The following is an 18936-nucleotide window of genomic DNA, read 5'->3' as shown; positions in this document are numbered from 1 at the left end:
CACTGACGAACGAAGAAGAGGTACATCATGGCCGACTACATCCTGGCTATCGACCAGGGCACGACGTCGTCGCGCGCGATCATCTTCGACAAGAAGGGGTCCATCGTCGCGACGGGTCAGCTCGAGCACGAGCAGATCTTCCCGAAGGCCGGCTGGGTCGAGCACGACCCGATGGAGATCTGGCGAAACACCCGCGAGGTGATCGGGCAGGCGCTCGGCAAGGCCGATCTCACCCGCCACGACATCGCCGCCGTGGGCATCACCAACCAGCGCGAGACCTCCGTCGTGTGGGACAAGACCACCGGCGAACCCGTCTACAACGCGATCGTCTGGCAGGACACACGCACCCAGCCGATCGTCGACCGGCTCGCAGCCGACGGCGGCGTCGAGCGTTTCAAGCAGGTCGTGGGCCTGCCGCTTGCGACGTATTTCTCTGGCACGAAGATCGTGTGGATCCTCGAGAACGTCGAGGGCGCCCGCGAGAAGGCCGAGGCGGGCGACCTCCTCTTCGGCACGACGGACTCGTGGGTCCTCTGGAATCTCACGGGCGGCGTCGACGGTGGAGTGCATGCGACGGATGTCACGAACGCGAGCCGCACGATGTTCATGGACCTCGAGACCCTCAGCTGGCGCGACGACATCCTCGAAGCGTTCGGCGTGCCGAAGTCGATGCTCCCCGAGATCAAGGCCTCCTCCGAGGTCTACGGCACGGTGGAGCCGTCGAGTCTCCTGCGCGAGGTCCCCGTGTCCGGCATCCTCGGCGACCAGCAGGCGGCGACCTTCGGCCAGGCTGCGTTCGACCCGGGCGAGTCGAAGAACACCTACGGCACGGGCAACTTCCTCATCTTCAACACCGGGGAGGAGATCGTCCACTCGAAGAACGGGTTGCTCACGACGCTCGGCTACAAGCTGGGCGACGACAAGCCGCACTATGCGCTCGAGGGCGCGATCGCCGTCACGGGCTCGCTCGTCCAGTGGCTGCGTGACAACCTCGGGCTCATCTCCAGCGCTCCTGAGATCGAGGAACTCGCGAAGACCGTCGACGACAACGGCGGCGCGTACTTCGTGCCGGCATTCTCGGGCCTGTTCGCGCCGTACTGGCGGCCCGACGCACGCGGTGCACTCGTGGGCCTCACCCGCTACGTGAACAAGGGGCATATCGCGCGTGCGGCGCTCGAGGCGACGGCGTTCCAGACCCGGGAGGTGCTCGACGCAGTCAACGCCGACTCCGGGGTGGAGCTCACGGAGCTGAAGGTCGACGGCGGGATGATCGCGAACAACATGCTCATGCAGTTCCAGGCCGACATCCTCGGCGTGCCCGTCATCCGTCCCGTCGTCGCGGAGACCACCGCCCTCGGCGCAGCCTATGCGGCCGGCCTCGCGGTCGGCTTCTGGTCGGGTCTCGACGACCTTCGCGCCAACTGGCAGGAGGACTCCCGCTGGGAGCCGCAGATGGACGACCAGGAGCGCGAGCGCCAGCTGCGCCTGTGGAAGAAGGCCGTCACGAAGACGTTCGACTGGGTCGACGCCGACGTGTCGCACGAATGACCTGAGCCACGCGAACGGCTCCGCGGCGACCGCGGGGCCGTTCGCGTTCCGACGCCAGTCGTGGCACCACCTGCCGGGATGCGCCGGAGAACGAGATCAGCGCTTCGTCGCGGCGATCCAGTCATCGAGCTTCCGAGTTGCCGCCCCGCTGTCGATCGCCTCCTCGGCCACGGCGATCTTGTCACGGAAGCGATCGAGGATCGCCCGCTGGAACTGGCTCGGATCCTTCGCCAGCTCGAACGAGACGAGCCCGGCCGCCGCATTCAACACGACGATGTCACGCACCGGTCCGCGTTCGCCGCCGAGCACGCGGTGCACGATCGCGGCGTTGTGCGCGGCATCCCCTCCGATGAGGTCGTCCATCTTCGCCCGCGCTATCCCCAGCTCGCGGGGGTCGAGGTCGTGTTCCTTCACGGTGCCGCGCGACACCTCCCACACGTGGCTGTGCCCGGTCGTGGTGAGCTCGTCGAGCCCGTCGTCGCCGCGGAACACGAGGGCCGTCGCGCCGCGGGTCTGGAACACGCCGACGATCAGCGGCACCCGGTCGAGGTGGGCGACGCCGACTGCGGATGCCTCGGGGCGGGCCGGGTTGCAGAGCGGGCCGAGGAAATTGAAGACTGTCGGCACGCCGAGCTCCGACCGCACGGCCGCGGCATGCTTGAAGCCGGGGTGGAACGCCGCCGCATAGGCGAAGGTGATGCCCGCCTCCTTCAGCACGCCGGCGACGCGTTCGGCAGGGAGCGACAGGTCGAAGCCGAGCGCGGCGAGCACGTCGGACGAACCCGATGCAGAGCTCGCCGCGCGATTGCCGTGCTTGATCACCGGGACTCCGGATGCCGCGGCGACGACCGAGGCCATCGTCGACACGTTCACCGTGCCGTATCGATCGCCCCCGGTGCCCACGATGTCGAGCGCCATCGGGTCGACGGCCAGCGGAACAGCGTGCTCGAGCACGGCGTCGCGGAAGCCGACGATCTCATCGACGGTCTCGCCCTTCACGTGAAGCGTGACGAGGAACGCTGCGAGCTGTGCCGGGGTCGCCGTGCCCGTCATGACCTGTTCCATGCACCATGCGGCGTCCGAGACGCTGAGGTCCTCCCCCTCGAGGAGCGCGCTGATGATGGCCGGCCAGTTCTGTGCTGTGGGCATGAGCAGATCCTACCGACCGGATTCACGGCGGATTCCCGGGCGCCATACGGTGCAATTCAGGGTTCCCCGACCGCATCCCGTTGACACGGCGCCCCAGTTGACGAAAACTCAACCGCGATTTCGGCCATAATGGTGAGCGTGACGAGCACCTCAATCACTTATCAGGCGAGCGCGCCCGTGATCAAGCGACCGAATACCGTTGCGGTGGGAACGATCGTCTGGCTCGGCAGCGAGGTCATGTTCTTCGCCGGCCTGTTCGCGATCTACTTCACGCTGCGGTCGACGTCGCCCGATCTCTGGGCGTTCGAGGCCGATCGCCTGAACTTCCCGTTCTCGCTGACGAACACCATCATCCTCGTGCTGTCGTCCTTCACGTGCCAGTTCGGCGTGTTCGCCGCCGAGCGACTCCAGCCGTATGCCACCGGGTGGAAGCCGAGCCAGTGGGGCATGGTCGAGTGGTTCTTCCTCACCTATGCGATGGGCGCGATCTTCGTCGCCGGCCAGGTCTGGGAGTATGCGACGCTCGTCTCCGAGGGCATCGCGATCGATTCGAACTCCTACGGCTCCGCCTTCTACCTCACCACCGGCTTCCACGGACTGCACGTCACCGGCGGTCTGATCGCGTTCCTCCTCGTCATCGGCCGAGTGTTCTCCGTCAAGAACTTCGGCCACCGCGAGGCCACGAGCGCCATCGTCGTGTCGTACTACTGGCACTTCGTCGACGTCGTCTGGATCGGCCTGTTCCTCGTCATCTACGTCCTCAAATAGCCGCAGGATCGCCACGAACAGCATGCCCGCGAACAGGAAGAACCCAATGAACCGCTCGAAGCGACGCACCGGACGCCGGCACCCGCTCGCCACCGTCGCACTGCTGGCACTCGGACTCGTCTTCACCGGCGGTGCGTACGCGGCACTCAGCACGGGCACCGCTGCCCAGGCCGAAGTGGACCCGAACTCGCAGGAGACGATCGAGCAGGGCAAGAAGCTCTTCCAGGCGAACTGCGCCACCTGCCACGGGCTCGAGGCGCAGGGAACCGGCACCGGTCCGAGCCTCATCGGGGTCGGCGCGGCATCCGTCGACTTCCAGGTCGGCACCGGCCGCATGCCCATGCAGATGCAGGGCCCCCAGGCGCAGCAGAAGCCGCCGCAGTTCACCGACGAACAGGTCAAGCAGCTCGCGTACTACGTCGCCTCGCTGGGCCCCGGCCCCGAGATCCCCGCCGACCATCTGGTGAACGGCGGCGGCGACGCCGCGAACGGTGCCGAGCTCTTCCGCATCAACTGCGCGATGTGTCACAACGTGGCCGGCGCGGGAGGCGCGCTCACCGAGGGCAAGTTCGCTCCCCCGCTGACGGATGTCTCGGGCGTGCACATCTACGAGGCCATGGTCACCGGCCCGCAGAACATGCCGGTGTTCAACGACCTGAACATCTCGCCCGAAGACAAGCGCGACATCATCACGTACCTCCAGTACCTGCAGGACAATCGCTCGCCCGGCGGTTTCGAACTGGGTTCGCTCGGACCGGTCGCAGAGGGCCTGTTCATCTGGATCTTCGGTCTCGGCGCGATCGTCGCGATCACCGTGTGGATCACGGCGAAGTCGAACTAGCGCTCACCCGGCACCGAAGTACTGAAGAAGGAGAACCATGGCACAGGACGACCACAGCGGCACTGAGCTCGCCGCTGCAGACTCGTCGCACGCCGCGCCGGAATTCGCCGGCTCGACCGGCACAGCCGTCATCCCGCACGACGGGTTCGAGAACCCCGGCTTCGAGCCGCACCGTCCGCGTGTCACCGACGAAGACCCGAAGCGCGAGAACCGGGCGCAGCGCACGGTCTACACGCTCTTCTACCTCTCGATCCTCGGCAGCGTGTGGGCGATCGCCGCATACATGCTGTTCCCGATCGAGTCCAACGACGTGGGCGCCGTTCGCGACAACAACATGTTCATCGGTCTCGGGGTGACGCTCGCGTTGCTCGGCATCGGGTTCGGCGCCGTGCACTGGGGCAAGTCGCTCATGACCTCGCCCGAGTCGGTCGACATCCGTCACCCCATCGGCGGCACCGAGGCCACGAAGCAGGGCGCCGTCGAGGTGTTCCGCGAGGCCGACGAGGAGTCGGGCTTCTCGCGCCGCTCGGTCATCCGGAACAGCCTCATCGGAGCACTCCTCGTCTTCCCGCTGCCTGCCGTGGTGCTCTTCCGGGGACTCGCGCCCCAAGACCAGCTCCCGGTCGAACTCCTCAGCCACACCATGTGGGCGAAGGGCACGCGCCTCGCGCTCGACCCCTCGGGCGTGCCGATCAAGGCGTCCGACGTCACGATCGGCAGCGCCTTCCACGTCATTCCCGAGGGCCTCAACGAGCTCGAGCACGGCAAGCTCGAAGAGAAGGCGAAGGCCGCCGTCCTGCTCATGCGCCTCGAGCCGAGCGAGCTGAACGAAACGCCCGATCGTGAGTCGTGGTCGTACGACGGCATCGTCGCCTACTCGAAGATCTGCACGCACGTCGGATGCCCGGTGGCGCTGTACGAGCAGCACACGCACCACCTGCTCTGCCCATGCCACCAGTCGCAGTTCGACGTGACGAACCACTGCGAGGTCATCTTCGGCCCGGCGAAGCGCCCTCTGCCGCAGTTGCCGATCGCGGTAGACGACGAGGGGTACCTCATCGCGCAGAGCGACTTCACCGAACCCGTCGGCCCGAGCTTCTGGGAGCGTCATTGACCACCGCATCGACCCAATCACCCGCGCCCGTCAAGCGCTCGTTCACGGCGGCGGCATCCGACTACGTCAATGACCGCACCGGTCTCGCCGTCGCGATCAAGGGGCTCGGACGCAAGGCGTTCCCCGACCACTGGTCGTTCCTGCTCGGCGAGGTCGCGCTCTTCAGCTTCATCGTGGTCCTGGTGTCGGGCACGTTCCTGACCTTCTTCTTCCAGGCCTCGATGGCCGAGGTGCACTACGACGGCTCCTATGTGCCGCTCAAGGGCGTCGAGATGTCGGTGGCGATGGCGTCGACGCTCGACATCTCGTTCGACATCCGCGGCGGACTCTTCGTGCGGCAGATGCACCACTGGGCGGCGCTGCTCTTCGTCGCCGCAATCGGCCTGCACATGCTCCGCGTGTTCTTCACCGGTGCATTCCGCAAGCCGCGCGAGATCAACTGGGTGTTCGGCTTCATCCTCTTCATCCTCGCCATGGCCGAGGGGTTCACGGGCTATTCGCTGCCTGACGACCTCCTGTCGGGCAACGGACTCCGCATCATCGACGGCATGATCAAGGGCATCCCGCTCATCGGGACGTGGACCTCGTTCCTCCTCTTCGGCGGCGAGTTCCCCGGCACGGCGATCGTCGGGCGCCTCTACACGCTGCACATCCTGCTTCTCCCGGCGCTCGTCGTCGCGCTCATCGCCGTACACGTGGGCTACGTGTTCATCCACAAGCACACCCAGTTCGCCGGCCCCGGACGCGAGCCGACGAACTCGGTCGGCCCGCCCATCCTGCCCATCTATGCGGCGAAGGCCGGCGGCTTCGTGTTCATCATCTGGGGCGTCATCTCCCTCATCGCGGCGTTGTTCACGATCAACCCGATCTGGAACTACGGTCCCTACGACCCGTCGCCCGTCTCCGCCGGTACCCAACCCGACTGGTACATCGGCTTCGCCGACGGCGCCCTGCGTCTGATCCCGCCGGGCTGGGAGTTCGTGTGGCTCGACCGCACCTGGTCGTTCAACATCCTCGTGCCCCTGATCGCGATCGGGGTCTTCATCCTCCTCGTGGTCGCATACCCGTTCATCGAGGCCTGGATCAAGGGAGACAAGCGGGAGCACCACATCGCCGACCGTCCGCGAAACGCACCGACCCGCACCGCGATCGGAGCGGCCGGGGTGACGTTCTACGCCGGCCTCTGGGCAGCGGCGAGCTCCGACATCCTCGCGACGCACTTCTCGCTCACGATGGAGGGCGTCATCCACGCCCTGCAGGCGACGGTGATCATCGGCCCGTTCATCGCCTACTTCATCACCAAGCGCGTGTGCCTCGCGCTGCAGAAGAAGGACCGCGAGATCGTGCTGCACGGCTACGAGTCGGGCCGCATCGTGAAGCTGCCCGGCGGCGAGTTCATCGAGGTGCACCAGCCCCTCGACGAGTACGAACGCTGGAGGCTCGTGAGCTACGAGAGCTACGCGCCCCTCATGATCCGCCCGAATGCCCGTGGAAAGATCACGATCGGGCAGCAGGTGCGTGCGTCGTTCTCGCGGTGGTTCTTCGAGGACCGAATCGCTCCGGTCACAAAGGGTGAGCTCGAGGCCTCGCACTCCACCCATCACTGATCCGGCGCTGACGGATTCGGGCATCGGACCCATGTCGATCGATTCGACCTGGCTCCGGTGCCCGAACTGCTTCCTCCCGCTCTCCCCTGCCGGCGACCGCACGCTCGGGTGCGAGAGCGGACACCGCTACGACCTCTCGAGGCACGGCACGGTCTCACTGCTGCCGCCGCGTGCTCCGCACACGATCGGCGATAGCCGTGAGATGCTCGAGGCGCGAGCGCGTCTCCTCGGTTCTGGTGTGTTCGATCCGATCGCCGATGCGATCGTGACCGCGTCGGGCGACGCCGCATCTCGCACGGGCGACGCAGCACTCCGCGTGGCCGACCTTGGATGCGGCACAGGGTACTATGCCTCCCGACTCGCAGAAGCCCTCCCATCCGCCGAGTTCCTTGCGGCGGACCGCTCCCCCGTCGCCGTGCGAATGGCGGCACGCGCCGTCCCCCGCTCGACCAGCGTCGTGCTCGACCTCTGGCGCCCCCTGCCGCTCCGTGATTCCGCCGCGGACCTGGCCATCAACGTGTTCGCACCGCGGAACCCTCGAGAGTTCGCCCGGGTCCTCCGCCGCGACGGCGTGCTCGTCCTCGTCGTGCCGACAGCCCGCCATCTGGGAGAGCTTCGGCGTGTCGGCGGTCTGCTCGACATTCCGGCCGGAAAGGACGCCCGGGTGAGCGCACAGCTCGTCTCAGCCGGCTTCTCGCCTTCGGTCGCCGTGAGACTGGAGTACAGCGCCACCGTGGACGCCGCGCAGCGCGCCGCGATCGTGGGGATGGGGCCGTCCGCCCACCACACTCGCGCGGGTGGCCTCGCAGTCTCCGAGAACTCCGCATCCGACGAGCCGTCGCAACCGTCGCGCGTCACCGTCTCCGTCGACGTGCTTGCGTTCCTGCGCGAACCCGACTCCTCCTGACGCCGCTTCGCGGAAACGAGGAACGCCCGGCGCGACGAGGCGCCGGGCGTTCGAACGACTGAGGTCAGCGTGCGAAGTTGCCGCGGTAGTACTCGTAGACCCAGCCCACGATGCTGATGACGAACAGCGGAACGGCGATGAACGCGATCCAGAAGCCGATGGCGAGGCCGAGGAACGCCAACGCAGCGGACGCGGCCAGCGCGATCGGCCACCAGCTCCACGGGCTGAAGAACCCGAGTTCGGGGTCGCCGTCGTCGATGTTCGCGTCGAGGCGGTCTTCAGGGAGCTCCGCACCCTGCGCGCTGTGCACGCGACCGAGGTAGAAGGCGATGAATGCGGCGAGGACCGCGGTGAGCGAGAGCGCGACGGTGCCCGCCCATTCCATGCCTGGATCCACCTCATCGATGGCGCTCCAGAATGCATAGACTGCGGCGGACAGGGCGAAGAATACCGCCAGGATCCAGAACAGGATGACATTCGCGCGCATCTACTTGACTTCCTTCGTCGCTGCGTCGTACACCGGGGACTCGGGCGCGTCCTTCGCCGGACCGATCCCCACTGGAATACCCGCCTCGGGATGATTCAGGTCGAACGCGGGCGACTCCGAACGGATGCGCGGGATCGACGTGAAGTTGTGTCGAGGCGGCGGGCAGCTGGTTGCCCACTCGAGCGAACGTCCGTAGCCCCACGGGTCGTTGACGGTCACCCTGGGTGCACGTCGAGCCGTGATGTAGACGTTCAGGAAGAACGGGATGAGCGAGACCGCGAGGATGCCCGCGCCGACCGTGGACAGCTGGTTCATCCACGTGACGTTGTCTTCAGGCAGGTACGAGTAGTACCGACGGGGCATCGCGACGACTCCGAGCCAGTGCTGGATGAGGAACGTCGTGTGGAAGCCGATGAAGAGCAGCCAGAAGTGCCACTTGCCGAGGGTCTCGTTGAGCATCTTGCCGGTCCACTTCGGCCACCAGAAGTAGAAGCCGGCGAACATCGCGAACACGACCGTGCCGAAGACGACGTAGTGGAAGTGCGCGACGACGAAGTACGTGTCGGAGACGTGGAAGTCGAGCGGTGGCGACGCCAGGATGACGCCGGTCAGGCCACCGAACACGAACGTGATGAGGAAGCCGAGCGACCATACGAGCGGTGTCTCGAACGTGATCGACCCTCGCCACATCGTGCCGATCCAGTTGAAGATCTTCACGCCGGTCGGCACCGCGATGAGCATCGTCATGAGCGCGAAGAACGGCAGGAGCACTGATCCGGTCACGTACATGTGATGCGCCCAGACGGTGACCGAGAGGGCCGCGATCGCGATCGTCGCGTAGATCAGCGTCTTGTACCCGAAGATCGGCTTGCGGCTGAATACGGGGAAGACCTCCGACACGATGCCGAAGAACGGCAGCGCGATGATGTACACCTCGGGGTGTCCGAAGAACCAGAACAGGTGCTGCCAGAGGATGACACCGCCGTTGGCCGGGTCGTAGATGTGCGCCCCGAAGATGCGGTCGGCGCCGGCGGCGAGGATCGCCGCCGCGAGCACGGGGAACGCCATCAGGATGAGGATCGACGTGACGAGCGTGTTCCACGTGAAGATGGGCATGCGGAACATGGTCATGCCGGGGGCGCGCATCGTGATGATCGTCGTGATGAAGTTCACCGCACCGAGGATCGTGCCGAAGCCCGAGAGGCCGAGGCCGAGCATCCAGAGGTTGCCGCCGACTCCCGGCGAGAACGTGGTGGAGGCCAGCGGCTGATAGGCGAACCATCCGAACGAGGCCGCACCCTGCGGGGTGAAGAAGCCGGCCACGGCGATGAACGACCCGAAGTTGAAGAGCCAGTACGCGAACGCGTTGAGGCGCGGGAACGCGACGTCGGGTGCACCGATCTGCAGCGGCATGAGGACGTTCGCGAACCCGGCGAACAGCGGCGTCGCGAACATCAGCAGCATGATCGTGCCGTGCATCGTGAACAGCTGGTTGTACTGCTCGCGGGTCTGGATGATCTCCAGGCCGGGCTCGAACAGCTGGGCGCGGATGATGAGGGCCATCACGCCGCCGATGCAGAAGTAGATGAACGACGTGATCAGGTAGAGGTACCCGATGACCTTGTGGTCGGTCGAGGTGATCCACCTGACGAGGATGTTTCCCTTGCGCTCGACCTTGGAGGCGCCGAACGGCAAGCTGCTCGACTGCGGACGAGCCGGTGCGGTCGTGGTGCTCATTCGGCTTCGTGCTCCTCTTTCAGTTCGGGAACCCCAGCGCCGGGCTGGTTCTGGTTGCGGTCGTAGTCGGTCGACAACTGGCCCTCTTGGCCGAGATCGCGCAGCGACTCGATGTACTCCTCGTACTCGGCCTCCGAGACGACCTCGACGTTGAAGAGCATGAGCGAGTGGTACTCGCCGCAGAGCTCGGCGCACTTGCCGGCGTAGGTTCCCTCACGCTCGGGGATGAACGACATGTAGTTCGTCTTGCCCGGGATCATGTCCTTCTTGTAGAGGAAGTCCACGACCCAGAAGGAGTGGATGACGTCACGCGCCTCGAGCTTGATCTCGACGTTCGCCCCGACCGGGAGGTAGAGCGTGGGCAGCTCCGACTGCACGAGCGAGCCCTCGGTCCCCTCATCGGACAGCTGGCCCTGGATGCCGGGCGAGTACACGTCTTCCTTGACGTAGTTGAAGTCCCAGGCCCACTGCTTGCCGATGGCCTCGATCTGCACGTCGATCTCGTCTTCGGCGAACCGCTGTTCGATCGCGGCCTGGTCGCGCGCCGTGAAGGCGAAGAAGCCCAGCACCAGGATGAGCGGAACGATCGTGTAGAAGACCTCGATCGGCATGTTGTACCGCAACTGGACCGGCAGGCCGGTCTGGCCCTTGCGCCGACGATACGCGATGACCGCCCAGATGGCGAGCCCCCACGTCACGATGCCGACCACGAGGAGGACGAGCCACGACGTCACCCACAGACCCGAGACGCGCTCGGTGTGGTTGGTCACGGGCGACTCGCCCTCGACGAACCCGGGGAGGAACCCGTTCAGCTGGGCCTGGGTGCATCCTGCGAGCACGAGGCTGAGCATCGCTGCGAGCGGGATTGCAGCCAATCGGAGACGGCGGTTGTGGCGCACCGGTGACCTTTCGGGAGACTCGAAGGCGCTTCACAGCGGAAGCGCGTGATCGATGCCTAGCCTACTCCGAGTCGAACCGGGGGGTGTGCACCAGGAGGCGGTGTCGAGAGCCCCGCTCCACGGAGTCCAGACTCGATCGGCGGAAACGCCGAAGGGAGGCCGCCCACGCGGCCTCCCTTCGATCCAGCCACGTCAATGCGTCAGTGGAACGAGTCACCGCACGCGCAGCTGCCCTCCGCGTTCGGGTTGTCGATCGTGAAACCCTGCTTCTGGATGGTGTCCTCGAAATCGATGGACGCGCCGTCGAGGTACGGGACGCTCATCTTGTCGACGACGACCTCGACGCCCGAGAAGTCGACGACGGCGTCGCCGTCGAGGAGCCGCTCGTCGAAGTAGAGCTGGTAGATCAGCCCGGAGCATCCGCCCGGCTGCACCGCGACACGCAGACGCAGATCGTCGCGACCCTCCTGCTCGAGGAGGCTGCGCACCTTGTCGGCGGCCGGCTCGCTCAGCTTCACGCCGTGGGCGGTCTCGGTGATCGTGTCGCTCATGTCTCTCCTCGATGCGTAGGAACGCGGGACTCTCCGTCCATGGTAACCGCCGCGGCTGCGAGGACGCCCCGAACGGGTCAGGAAGCGGATGTGCGCTCCTCGAGCCGGGCGAGGAACAGCGCCTCGCTCAGCAACGCGCGCTTGAACACGCCGAGGTGCAGCGACTCGTTCGGGCTGTGCGCGCGAGAGTCGGGGTCTTCCACGCCCGTCACGAGGATCTGGGCTTCGGGGAACTCCAGGGAGAGCTCCGCGATGAACGGGATCGAGCCGCCGACGCCGATCTCCACGGGCTCCCTGCCCCACCCCTCCGCCATGGCCGCACGGGTCTCGGCGACGGCCCAGCCGCCGGTGTCGACGAGGAACGCCTGGCCGGTGTCGACATCGTCGAACGAGAGGCGGGCCCCGAACGGCGCGTGCCCCTCGAGGTGACGCCTGATCGCGGCGAACGCCTCGTCCGCGTCCTGTCCGGGGGCGACGCGGGCGCTCACTCGGACGCGCACACCTGGAATGAGCGTGTTCGAGGCGTTCGCGACATCCGGTGCGTCGATGCCCGTGACCGTGATCGCGGGCTGCGCCCAGATCCGCGACAGGATCGTGCCGTTGCCGATGGGCGTGACGCCGTCGAGGAGACCGGACTCCGCGCGCAGCCTCGCCTCGTCGTAATCGGGGGTCTCGAGGTCGGCGGTCGTGAGGCCATCGATGGCGACCGAGCCGTCCTCAGCCCACATCGAGTCGAGCAGGCGGATCGCGGCCAGCATCGCGTCGGGCACCGCACCGCCGTACATGCCCGAGTGCGAGGCATGCGCGAGCGTGTCGACTCGCAGGTTGAATGCCACCGCGCCGCGCAGCGCGACGGTGATCGCGGGCGTCTCGACATCCCAGTTGCCCGAATCGGCGACGATGATCGCGTCGGCCGAGAGCAGCTCGCGATTCTCGCGCAGGAAGTTCGCGAAGGAGCGCGAAGCCCACTCCTCCTCACCCTCGATGAAGACGGCGATGCCGAGGTCGAAGTCGCCCACGGCCTCGGCGAACGCACGGATGGCACCGACGTGCGCCATGACGCCCGCCTTGTCGTCCGCGGCGCCACGGCCGTGCAGGCGGTCGCCGCGCTGGGTCGGCTCGAACGGCGGAGTCTCCCAGTCTTCATCCTTGCCGGGCGGCTGGACGTCGTGGTGCGCGTACAGCAGCACCGTGGGGCGATCATTGCGAGCGGGGCGGTGTGCCACGACGGCCGGCTGCCCGAGCTCGGATCCGTCCTCCACGAGTGCGCGACGCACCTCGACGAGGTCGAACACGTCGGTGCCGCGGAGCAGCTCCGCGACCGCGTCGGCGCTCTCGGCGACGTGCGCCTCGTCGAAGGCCGGCCAGGAGACCGACGGGATGCGCACGAGCCGCGCGAGGTCGGCGATGGTCGCGGGGAAGCCGGCATCGACGGCGGCGCGGACCGCATCGCCGGTCTCGACGGACTCGCCGACGGCTCCTGCTCCGGATTCGGTGGGATGGGGCTGGGTCATGCCGGTAATCTTAAGGGGAACCGATTCGAGGACTCCCGTGGCAAAGCATCCCACCAACACCCCTGCGCCCGAGACGGGCGCCGACGACGAGGCGTCCGACGCGACTCCCAAGGCCGGCAAGGGCGCCCCGACGCCGAGCCGTGCACAGCAGGAGGCCGCGCGGAAGCGGCCGCTCGTTCCCGACGACCGCAAGCTGGCGGCGAAGCAGGCTCGCGCGAAGCAGGCCGAGGCCCGCGAGCGCGCGCGCGTCGGCATGGCCGTCGGAGACGAGCGATACCTGCCCGCTCGCGACCGCGGACCCCAGAAGAAGTTCGTGCGCGACTACGTCGACGCCCGGTTCAGCATCGGCGAGGTGCTCATCCCGGTGATGTTCGCGGTCATCCTCCTGACGCTCGTGCCGAGTCCCGAGGTGCAGACCATCGGCATCCTGGCCCTATGGGCGTTCTTCCTCGTCGCCGTGCTCGACGTCGTCATCCTCGGCATCATCCTCACCCGCAAGATCAGGGAGAAGTTCGGTGCCGACAAGGCAGAACGCGTGCGGTGGTACGCGGCGATGCGAGCGCTACAGCTCCGCCCGCTGCGCCTGCCGAAGCCCCAGGTCAAACGCGGCCGGTACCCGTCCTGAGCCGAGCTCGGCAGTACGCGTCCTGAACGGACTCAGACACGGGCGTACGCGCCGGCGCGGATGAGCGGCACCCGGGTCTCCTCGTCACTCAATGAGCCGTGCTGGCCGATCATCGCCTCCGCCTGCCGGTTCGCCTCCCGACGGTCGTAGTAGGCGACGCCCGAGCGCGCCGCGATGAGCACATCGCCGACGCGTTCGCGCACCTCGTCGGCAATCGGCCCGTACACACCCGCCTCGATGGCCTCGACGCGGCCGAGCACCCACGCGCGATGACCCTCGGCCGCGTGCCATCCCTCGATGAGCGCCTTGGCTGCCAGGTCGTCCAGCCCGGGTTCGAAGTACAAGGAGAGCAGTCGCGGCTCGCCGCCGACATGCCGGACGCCGTCGAGCAGTTCGGGGCGGTCGTCGACGAACACGTGCCGGTGGGCGGGAACGTCGATCACGCCGTGGTCGGCGGTCACGAGGAGGCCCGCGCCACGCGGCATCCGGCGTTCGAATGCGGCGAGCTCCGCATCGAGCGCCTCGAGGATCGCGAGCCAGCGGTCGGATTCCCAGCCGTGCGCGTGCGCGGCCTGGTCGAGCTCTGGCACGTAGAGGTAGACGAGCGCACCGGCATGCTCGTCGAGCAGCCGTCCGGCCTCGTCGAATCGGTCGGCGATCGCCGCGGCCGGTCGGTACTCCGCACCGCGGAGCACCGCGCGCGTGAAGCCCGAGTCAGCATACCTCGGTGCACCGACCGCGAAACTCGGCGTGCCGTGCACCCTCGCCGTCTCGAAGAGGGTCGGCACGCGCTGCCAGGTCTCGGGCACCATGCCGTCGTCCCAGCCGTTCAGCTGGTTGACGAGCCGGTCGTTCGCCGCGTCGAGCACGCGGTAGCCGACGAGGCCGTGCTCGCCCGGCATCCTCCCCGTCGTGAAGCTCGCGAGCGCAGCGGCCGTCGTCGACGGCAGCACCGTGCGGATGACATCGCGCCGCGACATCCGTGCCGCGAGGAACCGCGCGTGGCCGGCGCGTGCCTGGATGTTCGACGCGCCGAGGCCGTCGACCATCACGATCACCGCACCGGATGCCGCAGGCAACTCGAACGGGTTGGGCTCGCGCCGCAGACTCGCGATCGAACTGCCGAGCACCCCGGCAAGCCGCGGAGCACTGACGGCGGGCACCGGTAGCATTGCTGGCATCGCGCCCAGTCTGGCACAGGCCGGGCGCGCCACCGTTCCACCCGCGTGCGCCGCACGCCCGCCACAGGACCACGAATGACCCGAGCCAAGAACCCGCCCGCAGACGACCCGATCGACGAACGCATCGAAGACGTCGACGTCGCCGCCGAGATGCAGGGCTCGTTCCTCGAGTACGCCTACTCCGTCATCTACTCCCGGGCGCTGCCCGATGCCCGCGACGGGTTGAAGCCCGTACAACGGCGCATCCTCTACCAGATGACCGAGATGGGCCTTCGCCCCGATCGAGGCCACGTGAAGTCGGCTCGCGTCGTCGGCGAGGTGATGGGAAAGCTCCATCCGCACGGCGACACCGCCATCTACGACGCACTCGTGCGCATGGCGCAGGCGTTCACCCTGCGCGTGCCGCTCGTCGACGGGCACGGCAACTTCGGTTCGCTCGACGACGGGCCGGCCGCGCCACGCTACACCGAGGCGCGCCTCGCCTCCCCGGCGCTGGCGATGACCGAAGGCCTCGACGAGGACGTCGTCGACTTCGTGCCGAACTACGACAACCAGCTGACCCAGCCCGATGTGCTCCCGGCGGCGTACCCGAACCTCCTCGTCAACGGCGCGAGCGGCATCGCGGTCGGCATGGCCACGAACATGGCGCCGCACAACCTCATCGAGGTCGCGGGCGCGGCGCGGCACCTCATCTCCCACCCGAACGCGACGCTCGACGAGCTGATGGAGTTCGTGCCCGGCCCCGACCTGCCGACCGGGGGCACCATCGTCGGCCTCGCCGGAATCAAAGACGCCTACGCCACCGGCCGCGGCAGCTTCAAGACCCGCGCGAAGGTGAGCGTCGAGTCGATCACGGCACGCAAGACGGGGCTGGTCGTCACCGAGCTCCCATACCTCGTCGGCCCCGAGAAGGTCATCGAGAAGATCAAAGACGGCGTGAACGCCAAGAAGATCAACGGCATCTCGGATGTCACCGACCTCACCGACCGCACCAACGGTCTCCGTCTCGTCATCGGCATCAAGACGGGTTTCTCCCCCGACGCGGTGCTCGAACAGCTCTATCGGCTGACCCCGCTCGAGGACTCCTTCAACATCAACAACGTCGCCCTCGTGGACGGCGGCCCGCAGACGCTGGGGCTCCGGGAGCTGCTCCAGGTGTACGTCGCGCATCGGATCGCGGTGGTGACCCGCAGGTCGCAGTATCGTCTCGCGCGGCGCAGGGAGCGCCTGCACCTCGTCGACGGACTGCTCATCGCGATCCTCGACATCGACGAGGTCATCCAGGTCATTCGCTCCAGCGACGACACAGCAGCCGCGCGAACCCGCCTCATGGAGGTCTTCGACCTCAGCCAGGTGCAGGCCGAGTACATCCTCGAGCTGCAGCTTCGTCGCCTCACCAAGTTCTCGCGCATCGAGCTCGAGGCCGAACGCGACCGGCTCCGAGCCGAGATCGAGGAGCTCGAGGCCTTGCTCGCGAGCCGCCACCGGATCGAGGCGCTCGTCTCAGACGAGCTGGCAGACGTCGCCGAACGCTTCGGCACGCCGCGTCGCACCCTCCTCACCGACGCGAGGCCGAGCATCGCGGGCGCGGCGGCCAAGCGTGCCTCGGCCGCAGCGCTGGAGGTGGCGGATGTCCCGTGCCGCGTGTTCCTCAGCTCCACCGGCCGCATCGCCCGTGTCGACCTTCCCGATGGCGAGGGCGGACCCCCGACCATCGCTCCGCCGGCCCGCCGGAGCAAGCACGACGCGATCCTCTCGACGCTCGACACGACCAGCCGGGCGGAGATCGGCGCGGTCACGAGCCTCGGGCGGCTCATCCGGTTCGCTCCCGTCGACCTCCCGATGCTGCCGCCGACCTCGGTGCAGCTCGGTGCCGGTGTGCGGATCGGCGACTACCTCGCCCTCCCGAACCGCGACGAGAAGGTGCTCGCCCTCGTCTCGCTCGACGCAGATCGTTCCATCGCGCTCGGCACCAAGCAGGGCATCGTGAAGCGCGTGGCCGCCGGCGCCTACCCGAACAAGCCCGAGTTCGAGGTGATCGGGCTCAAGGCCGGCGACGAGGTCGTCGGCGCCGTGCAGGGCGACGAGAGCGACGAACTCGTGTTCGTGGCATCCGACGCCCGACTGCTTCGGTTCGCCGCGTCATCGGTGCGACCGCAGGGCTGCCCGGCGGGTGGCATGGCCGGCATCAATCTCGCTTCAGGCACGCAGGTCATCCACTTCACGAGCGTGCCGGCGGATGCCGCAGACGAGACGATCGTCGTCACGATCGCCGCGAGCGGCGAGACGCTGCTCGGCACCGACCCGGGCGGTGCGAAGGTGAGCTCGTTCGCGGAGTTCCCGGCCAAGGGCCGCGCCACCGGCGGAGTTCGCGCCCAGCGGTTCCTCAAGGGCGAGGACGCGCTGCACCTCGCCTGGGTGGGACCCTCCCCCGCCCTCGCAGTCGGCACCGACGGGTCGGCGCGCCAGCTGCCCGACGGCGGCGCCAAGCGCGACGGATCAGGCCAGCCGCTCGATGCGGTCGTCGGAGCGGTCGGCCGGCAGATCGGCTGACCCGGGGGCCGACGACGTTCCACGCCTTGACGCCGACGCGACCAGCGGGCATATTCGGGCGTGGTCGACGCGTTGCGGCACTCGAACGCGACGTCCGTCCGGACGACGAGGGGTGGCCATGACACGAGCAGCGTTGCAGGCGGCCATCAGCGGGCGGGTGCTGACACCGGGCGAAGACGGCTACGATGCGGCGCGCACGGTGTGGAACGCGATGATCGATCGGCGGCCCCGCTTCATCGTGCAATGCGCCGAGGCCGGCGACGTCGTCGCCGCGGCGCGCTTCGCCCGGGAGTACGACCTCGAACTCGGCATCCGCTGCGGCGGCCACGGCATCGTCGGCCATGCCGTCCCCGACGACGGCCTGATGCTCGACCTCCGTCCGATGGGTGAGGTGACCGTCGACCCGGCGGCCCGGCGCGCCCGGGTGCAGGGTGGAGCGATGCTCGGTGCGCTCGACCGGGCGGCGCAGCAGCACGGCCTCGCGACGACAGCGGGCAACGTCTCGCACACCGGCGTGGGTGGCCTCACCCTCGGAGGCGGGATGGGGTGGCTGGCCCGGCAGCACGGGCTGTCATGCGACAACGTGACCTCGTTCGAGGTGGTCACCGCGGTCGGCGACACCGTCCGTGCGAGCGCCGGCGAGCACGCCGACCTGTACTGGGCGCTGCGCGGAGGCGGCGGCAACTTCGGCGTGGTGACCGAGTTCGAGTTCGCGCTGCATCCGGAGCCGGGCAGGGTCGTCTCGGCGGAGTTCCGCTACACCGTCGCCGACGCTCGGCTCCCGATGCGGCGGTGGCGAGACCTGAGCGGCGCCGCACCCCGGCAGGCGACGTACACCGCCACCATCGCCGGGCTGGAGGTCGCCCTCGGCCTCGTCTGGGTCGGCGACCCCGAAGAGGGGACGGCCGTGATCTCAGACCTCGCCGACGAGCTCGCGAGCGTGGCCGAACCCGCCGCGCGTGTGGTCGAGCCGATGACGTACCTGCAGCTCCAGACCCGCGAGGACGACGTCGAAGGTCACGCCTGGCGGCGGTACTGGAAGGGTCACTACTTCAACGCGCTCGACGACGAGCTCATCGACTCGTTGCTCGCCCGCGACGGAACCGACCTGCCGAACGTGAGCCTGCAGGCCTACGGCGGCGCGATCGCCGACGTCGCCGACGGCGAGACGGCGTTCTCGCGGCGCGACACGGCGTTCGAGTTCGTCGCGGCCTCGCGCTGGCAGGATCCCGGCGACGACGAGCACCGCATGTCGGCGGCGCGTCGGTATGCGGCGACGATGGACCGGTTCGCGAGCGGAGCCTACGTCAACGTGCTCGGCGACGACGGCGACGCCGGAATCCGGCGCGCGTACTCCGAGGAGAAGCTCGCACGGCTGACGGCGGTCAAGGATGAGTACGATCCCGAGAACGTCTTCCACCTGAATCAGAACATCCGACCCTCGGGTCGGTGATG

General features: G+C 67.9%; 16 protein-coding genes. 9 read left to right on the top strand and 7 right to left on the bottom strand.

The genetic code is table 11. The features are described from left to right. Positions 1 to 27 precede the first annotated feature (27 nt). Positions 28 to 1548 carry a glycerol kinase GlpK gene (gene glpK / locus ACFWN7_RS00310; RefSeq protein ID WP_376936649.1) on the top strand — a complete coding sequence of 507 codons (1521 nt, stop codon included), beginning with the start codon at positions 28 to 30 and terminating at the stop codon, positions 1546 to 1548. Positions 1549 to 1644: 96 nt separating this feature from the next. Here the strand turns inward: glpK and trpD are convergent, their stop codons facing one another. Next, complete coding sequence (trpD, locus tag ACFWN7_RS00305) at positions 1645 to 2697, bottom strand: anthranilate phosphoribosyltransferase (RefSeq protein WP_376936648.1); 1053 nt, start codon at positions 2695 to 2697, stop codon at positions 1645 to 1647. A 129-nt stretch (positions 2698 to 2826) separates the two neighbouring features. On the opposite strand from trpD, the gene ACFWN7_RS00300 reads away from it, so the two are divergent. Genes ACFWN7_RS00300 through ACFWN7_RS00280 form a run of 5 tightly spaced genes read left to right on the top strand, consistent with a single transcriptional unit; the run spans position 2827 to position 7934 of the window. Continuing rightward, positions 2827 to 3465, top strand: a complete 639-nt coding sequence (locus tag ACFWN7_RS00300) for a heme-copper oxidase subunit III (RefSeq protein ID WP_376936647.1) — start codon at positions 2827 to 2829, stop codon at positions 3463 to 3465. Between the two features lie 46 nt (positions 3466 to 3511). After that, complete coding sequence (locus ACFWN7_RS00295) at positions 3512 to 4306, top strand: c-type cytochrome (RefSeq protein WP_376936646.1); 795 nt, start codon at positions 3512 to 3514, stop codon at positions 4304 to 4306. A 37-nt stretch (positions 4307 to 4343) separates the two neighbouring features. Beyond that, entirely contained in the window at positions 4344 to 5420 is a 1077-nt protein-coding gene (locus ACFWN7_RS00290) for a Rieske 2Fe-2S domain-containing protein (RefSeq protein ID WP_376936644.1), read from the top strand. After that, a complete protein-coding gene (locus ACFWN7_RS00285; protein ID WP_376936643.1) occupies positions 5417 to 7027 on the top strand; it encodes a cytochrome bc complex cytochrome b subunit in 1611 nt (536 codons plus the stop codon). The genes ACFWN7_RS00290 and ACFWN7_RS00285 overlap by 4 nt, the downstream gene beginning before the upstream one ends. 31 nt (positions 7028 to 7058) lie before the next feature. Beyond that, positions 7059 to 7934, top strand: a complete 876-nt coding sequence (locus ACFWN7_RS00280) for a methyltransferase domain-containing protein (RefSeq protein ID WP_376936642.1) — start codon at positions 7059 to 7061, stop codon at positions 7932 to 7934. Between the two features lie 64 nt (positions 7935 to 7998). Here ACFWN7_RS00280 and ACFWN7_RS00275 read toward each other — a convergent pair whose 3' ends face one another. The 5 genes from ACFWN7_RS00275 to ACFWN7_RS00255 all read right to left on the bottom strand — a co-directional run bounded on the left by ACFWN7_RS00275 (position 7999) and on the right by ACFWN7_RS00255 (position 13122). After that, complete coding sequence (locus ACFWN7_RS00275; protein ID WP_376936641.1) at positions 7999 to 8421, bottom strand: cytochrome c oxidase subunit 4; 423 nt, start codon at positions 8419 to 8421, stop codon at positions 7999 to 8001. After that, positions 8422 to 10158, bottom strand: a complete 1737-nt coding sequence (gene ctaD / locus ACFWN7_RS00270; protein WP_376936640.1) for a cytochrome c oxidase subunit I — start codon at positions 10156 to 10158, stop codon at positions 8422 to 8424. Further along, positions 10155 to 11057 (bottom strand): cytochrome c oxidase subunit II, encoded by a 903-nt coding sequence (coxB, locus tag ACFWN7_RS00265; RefSeq protein ID WP_376936639.1) that lies wholly within the window; start codon positions 11055 to 11057, stop codon positions 10155 to 10157. The genes ctaD and coxB overlap by 4 nt, the downstream gene beginning before the upstream one ends. Positions 11058 to 11257: 200 nt before the next feature. After that, positions 11258 to 11608 (bottom strand): iron-sulfur cluster insertion protein ErpA, encoded by a 351-nt coding sequence (erpA, locus tag ACFWN7_RS00260; protein WP_376936638.1) that lies wholly within the window; start codon positions 11606 to 11608, stop codon positions 11258 to 11260. Positions 11609 to 11685: 77 nt separating this feature from the next. After that, entirely contained in the window at positions 11686 to 13122 is a 1437-nt protein-coding gene (locus tag ACFWN7_RS00255) for a dipeptidase (RefSeq protein WP_376936637.1), read from the bottom strand. A 37-nt stretch (positions 13123 to 13159) separates the two neighbouring features. On the opposite strand from ACFWN7_RS00255, the gene ACFWN7_RS00250 reads away from it, so the two are divergent. After that, the gene (locus ACFWN7_RS00250; protein WP_376936636.1) at positions 13160 to 13747 is read left to right on the top strand and encodes a DUF3043 domain-containing protein; all 588 of its coding nucleotides are present in this window, start codon (positions 13160 to 13162) and stop codon (positions 13745 to 13747) included. A gap of 32 nt (positions 13748 to 13779) precedes the next feature. Here ACFWN7_RS00250 and ACFWN7_RS00245 read toward each other — a convergent pair whose 3' ends face one another. Continuing rightward, positions 13780 to 14928, bottom strand: a complete 1149-nt coding sequence (locus ACFWN7_RS00245) for an alkaline phosphatase family protein (RefSeq protein ID WP_376936635.1) — start codon at positions 14926 to 14928, stop codon at positions 13780 to 13782. Between the two features lie 75 nt (positions 14929 to 15003). Here ACFWN7_RS00245 and ACFWN7_RS00240 point away from each other — a divergent pair, with 75 nt between their 5' ends. Both ACFWN7_RS00240 and ACFWN7_RS00235 read left to right on the top strand, forming a co-directional pair. Next, entirely contained in the window at positions 15004 to 17481 is a 2478-nt protein-coding gene (locus tag ACFWN7_RS00240; protein WP_376936634.1) for a DNA topoisomerase (ATP-hydrolyzing) subunit A, read from the top strand. A 118-nt stretch (positions 17482 to 17599) separates the two neighbouring features. Further along, positions 17600 to 18934, top strand: a complete 1335-nt coding sequence (locus tag ACFWN7_RS00235; protein WP_376936633.1) for an FAD-binding oxidoreductase — start codon at positions 17600 to 17602, stop codon at positions 18932 to 18934. Positions 18935 to 18936 lie beyond the last annotated feature (2 nt).

The organism is Agromyces sp. NPDC058484, from assembly GCF_042720415.1.
Taxonomy (GTDB): Bacteria; Actinomycetota; Actinomycetes; order Actinomycetales; family Microbacteriaceae; genus Agromyces.
The sequence above is the reverse complement of the archived record's forward strand: the minus strand, read 5'-3'. Positions and strand labels throughout refer to the sequence as shown.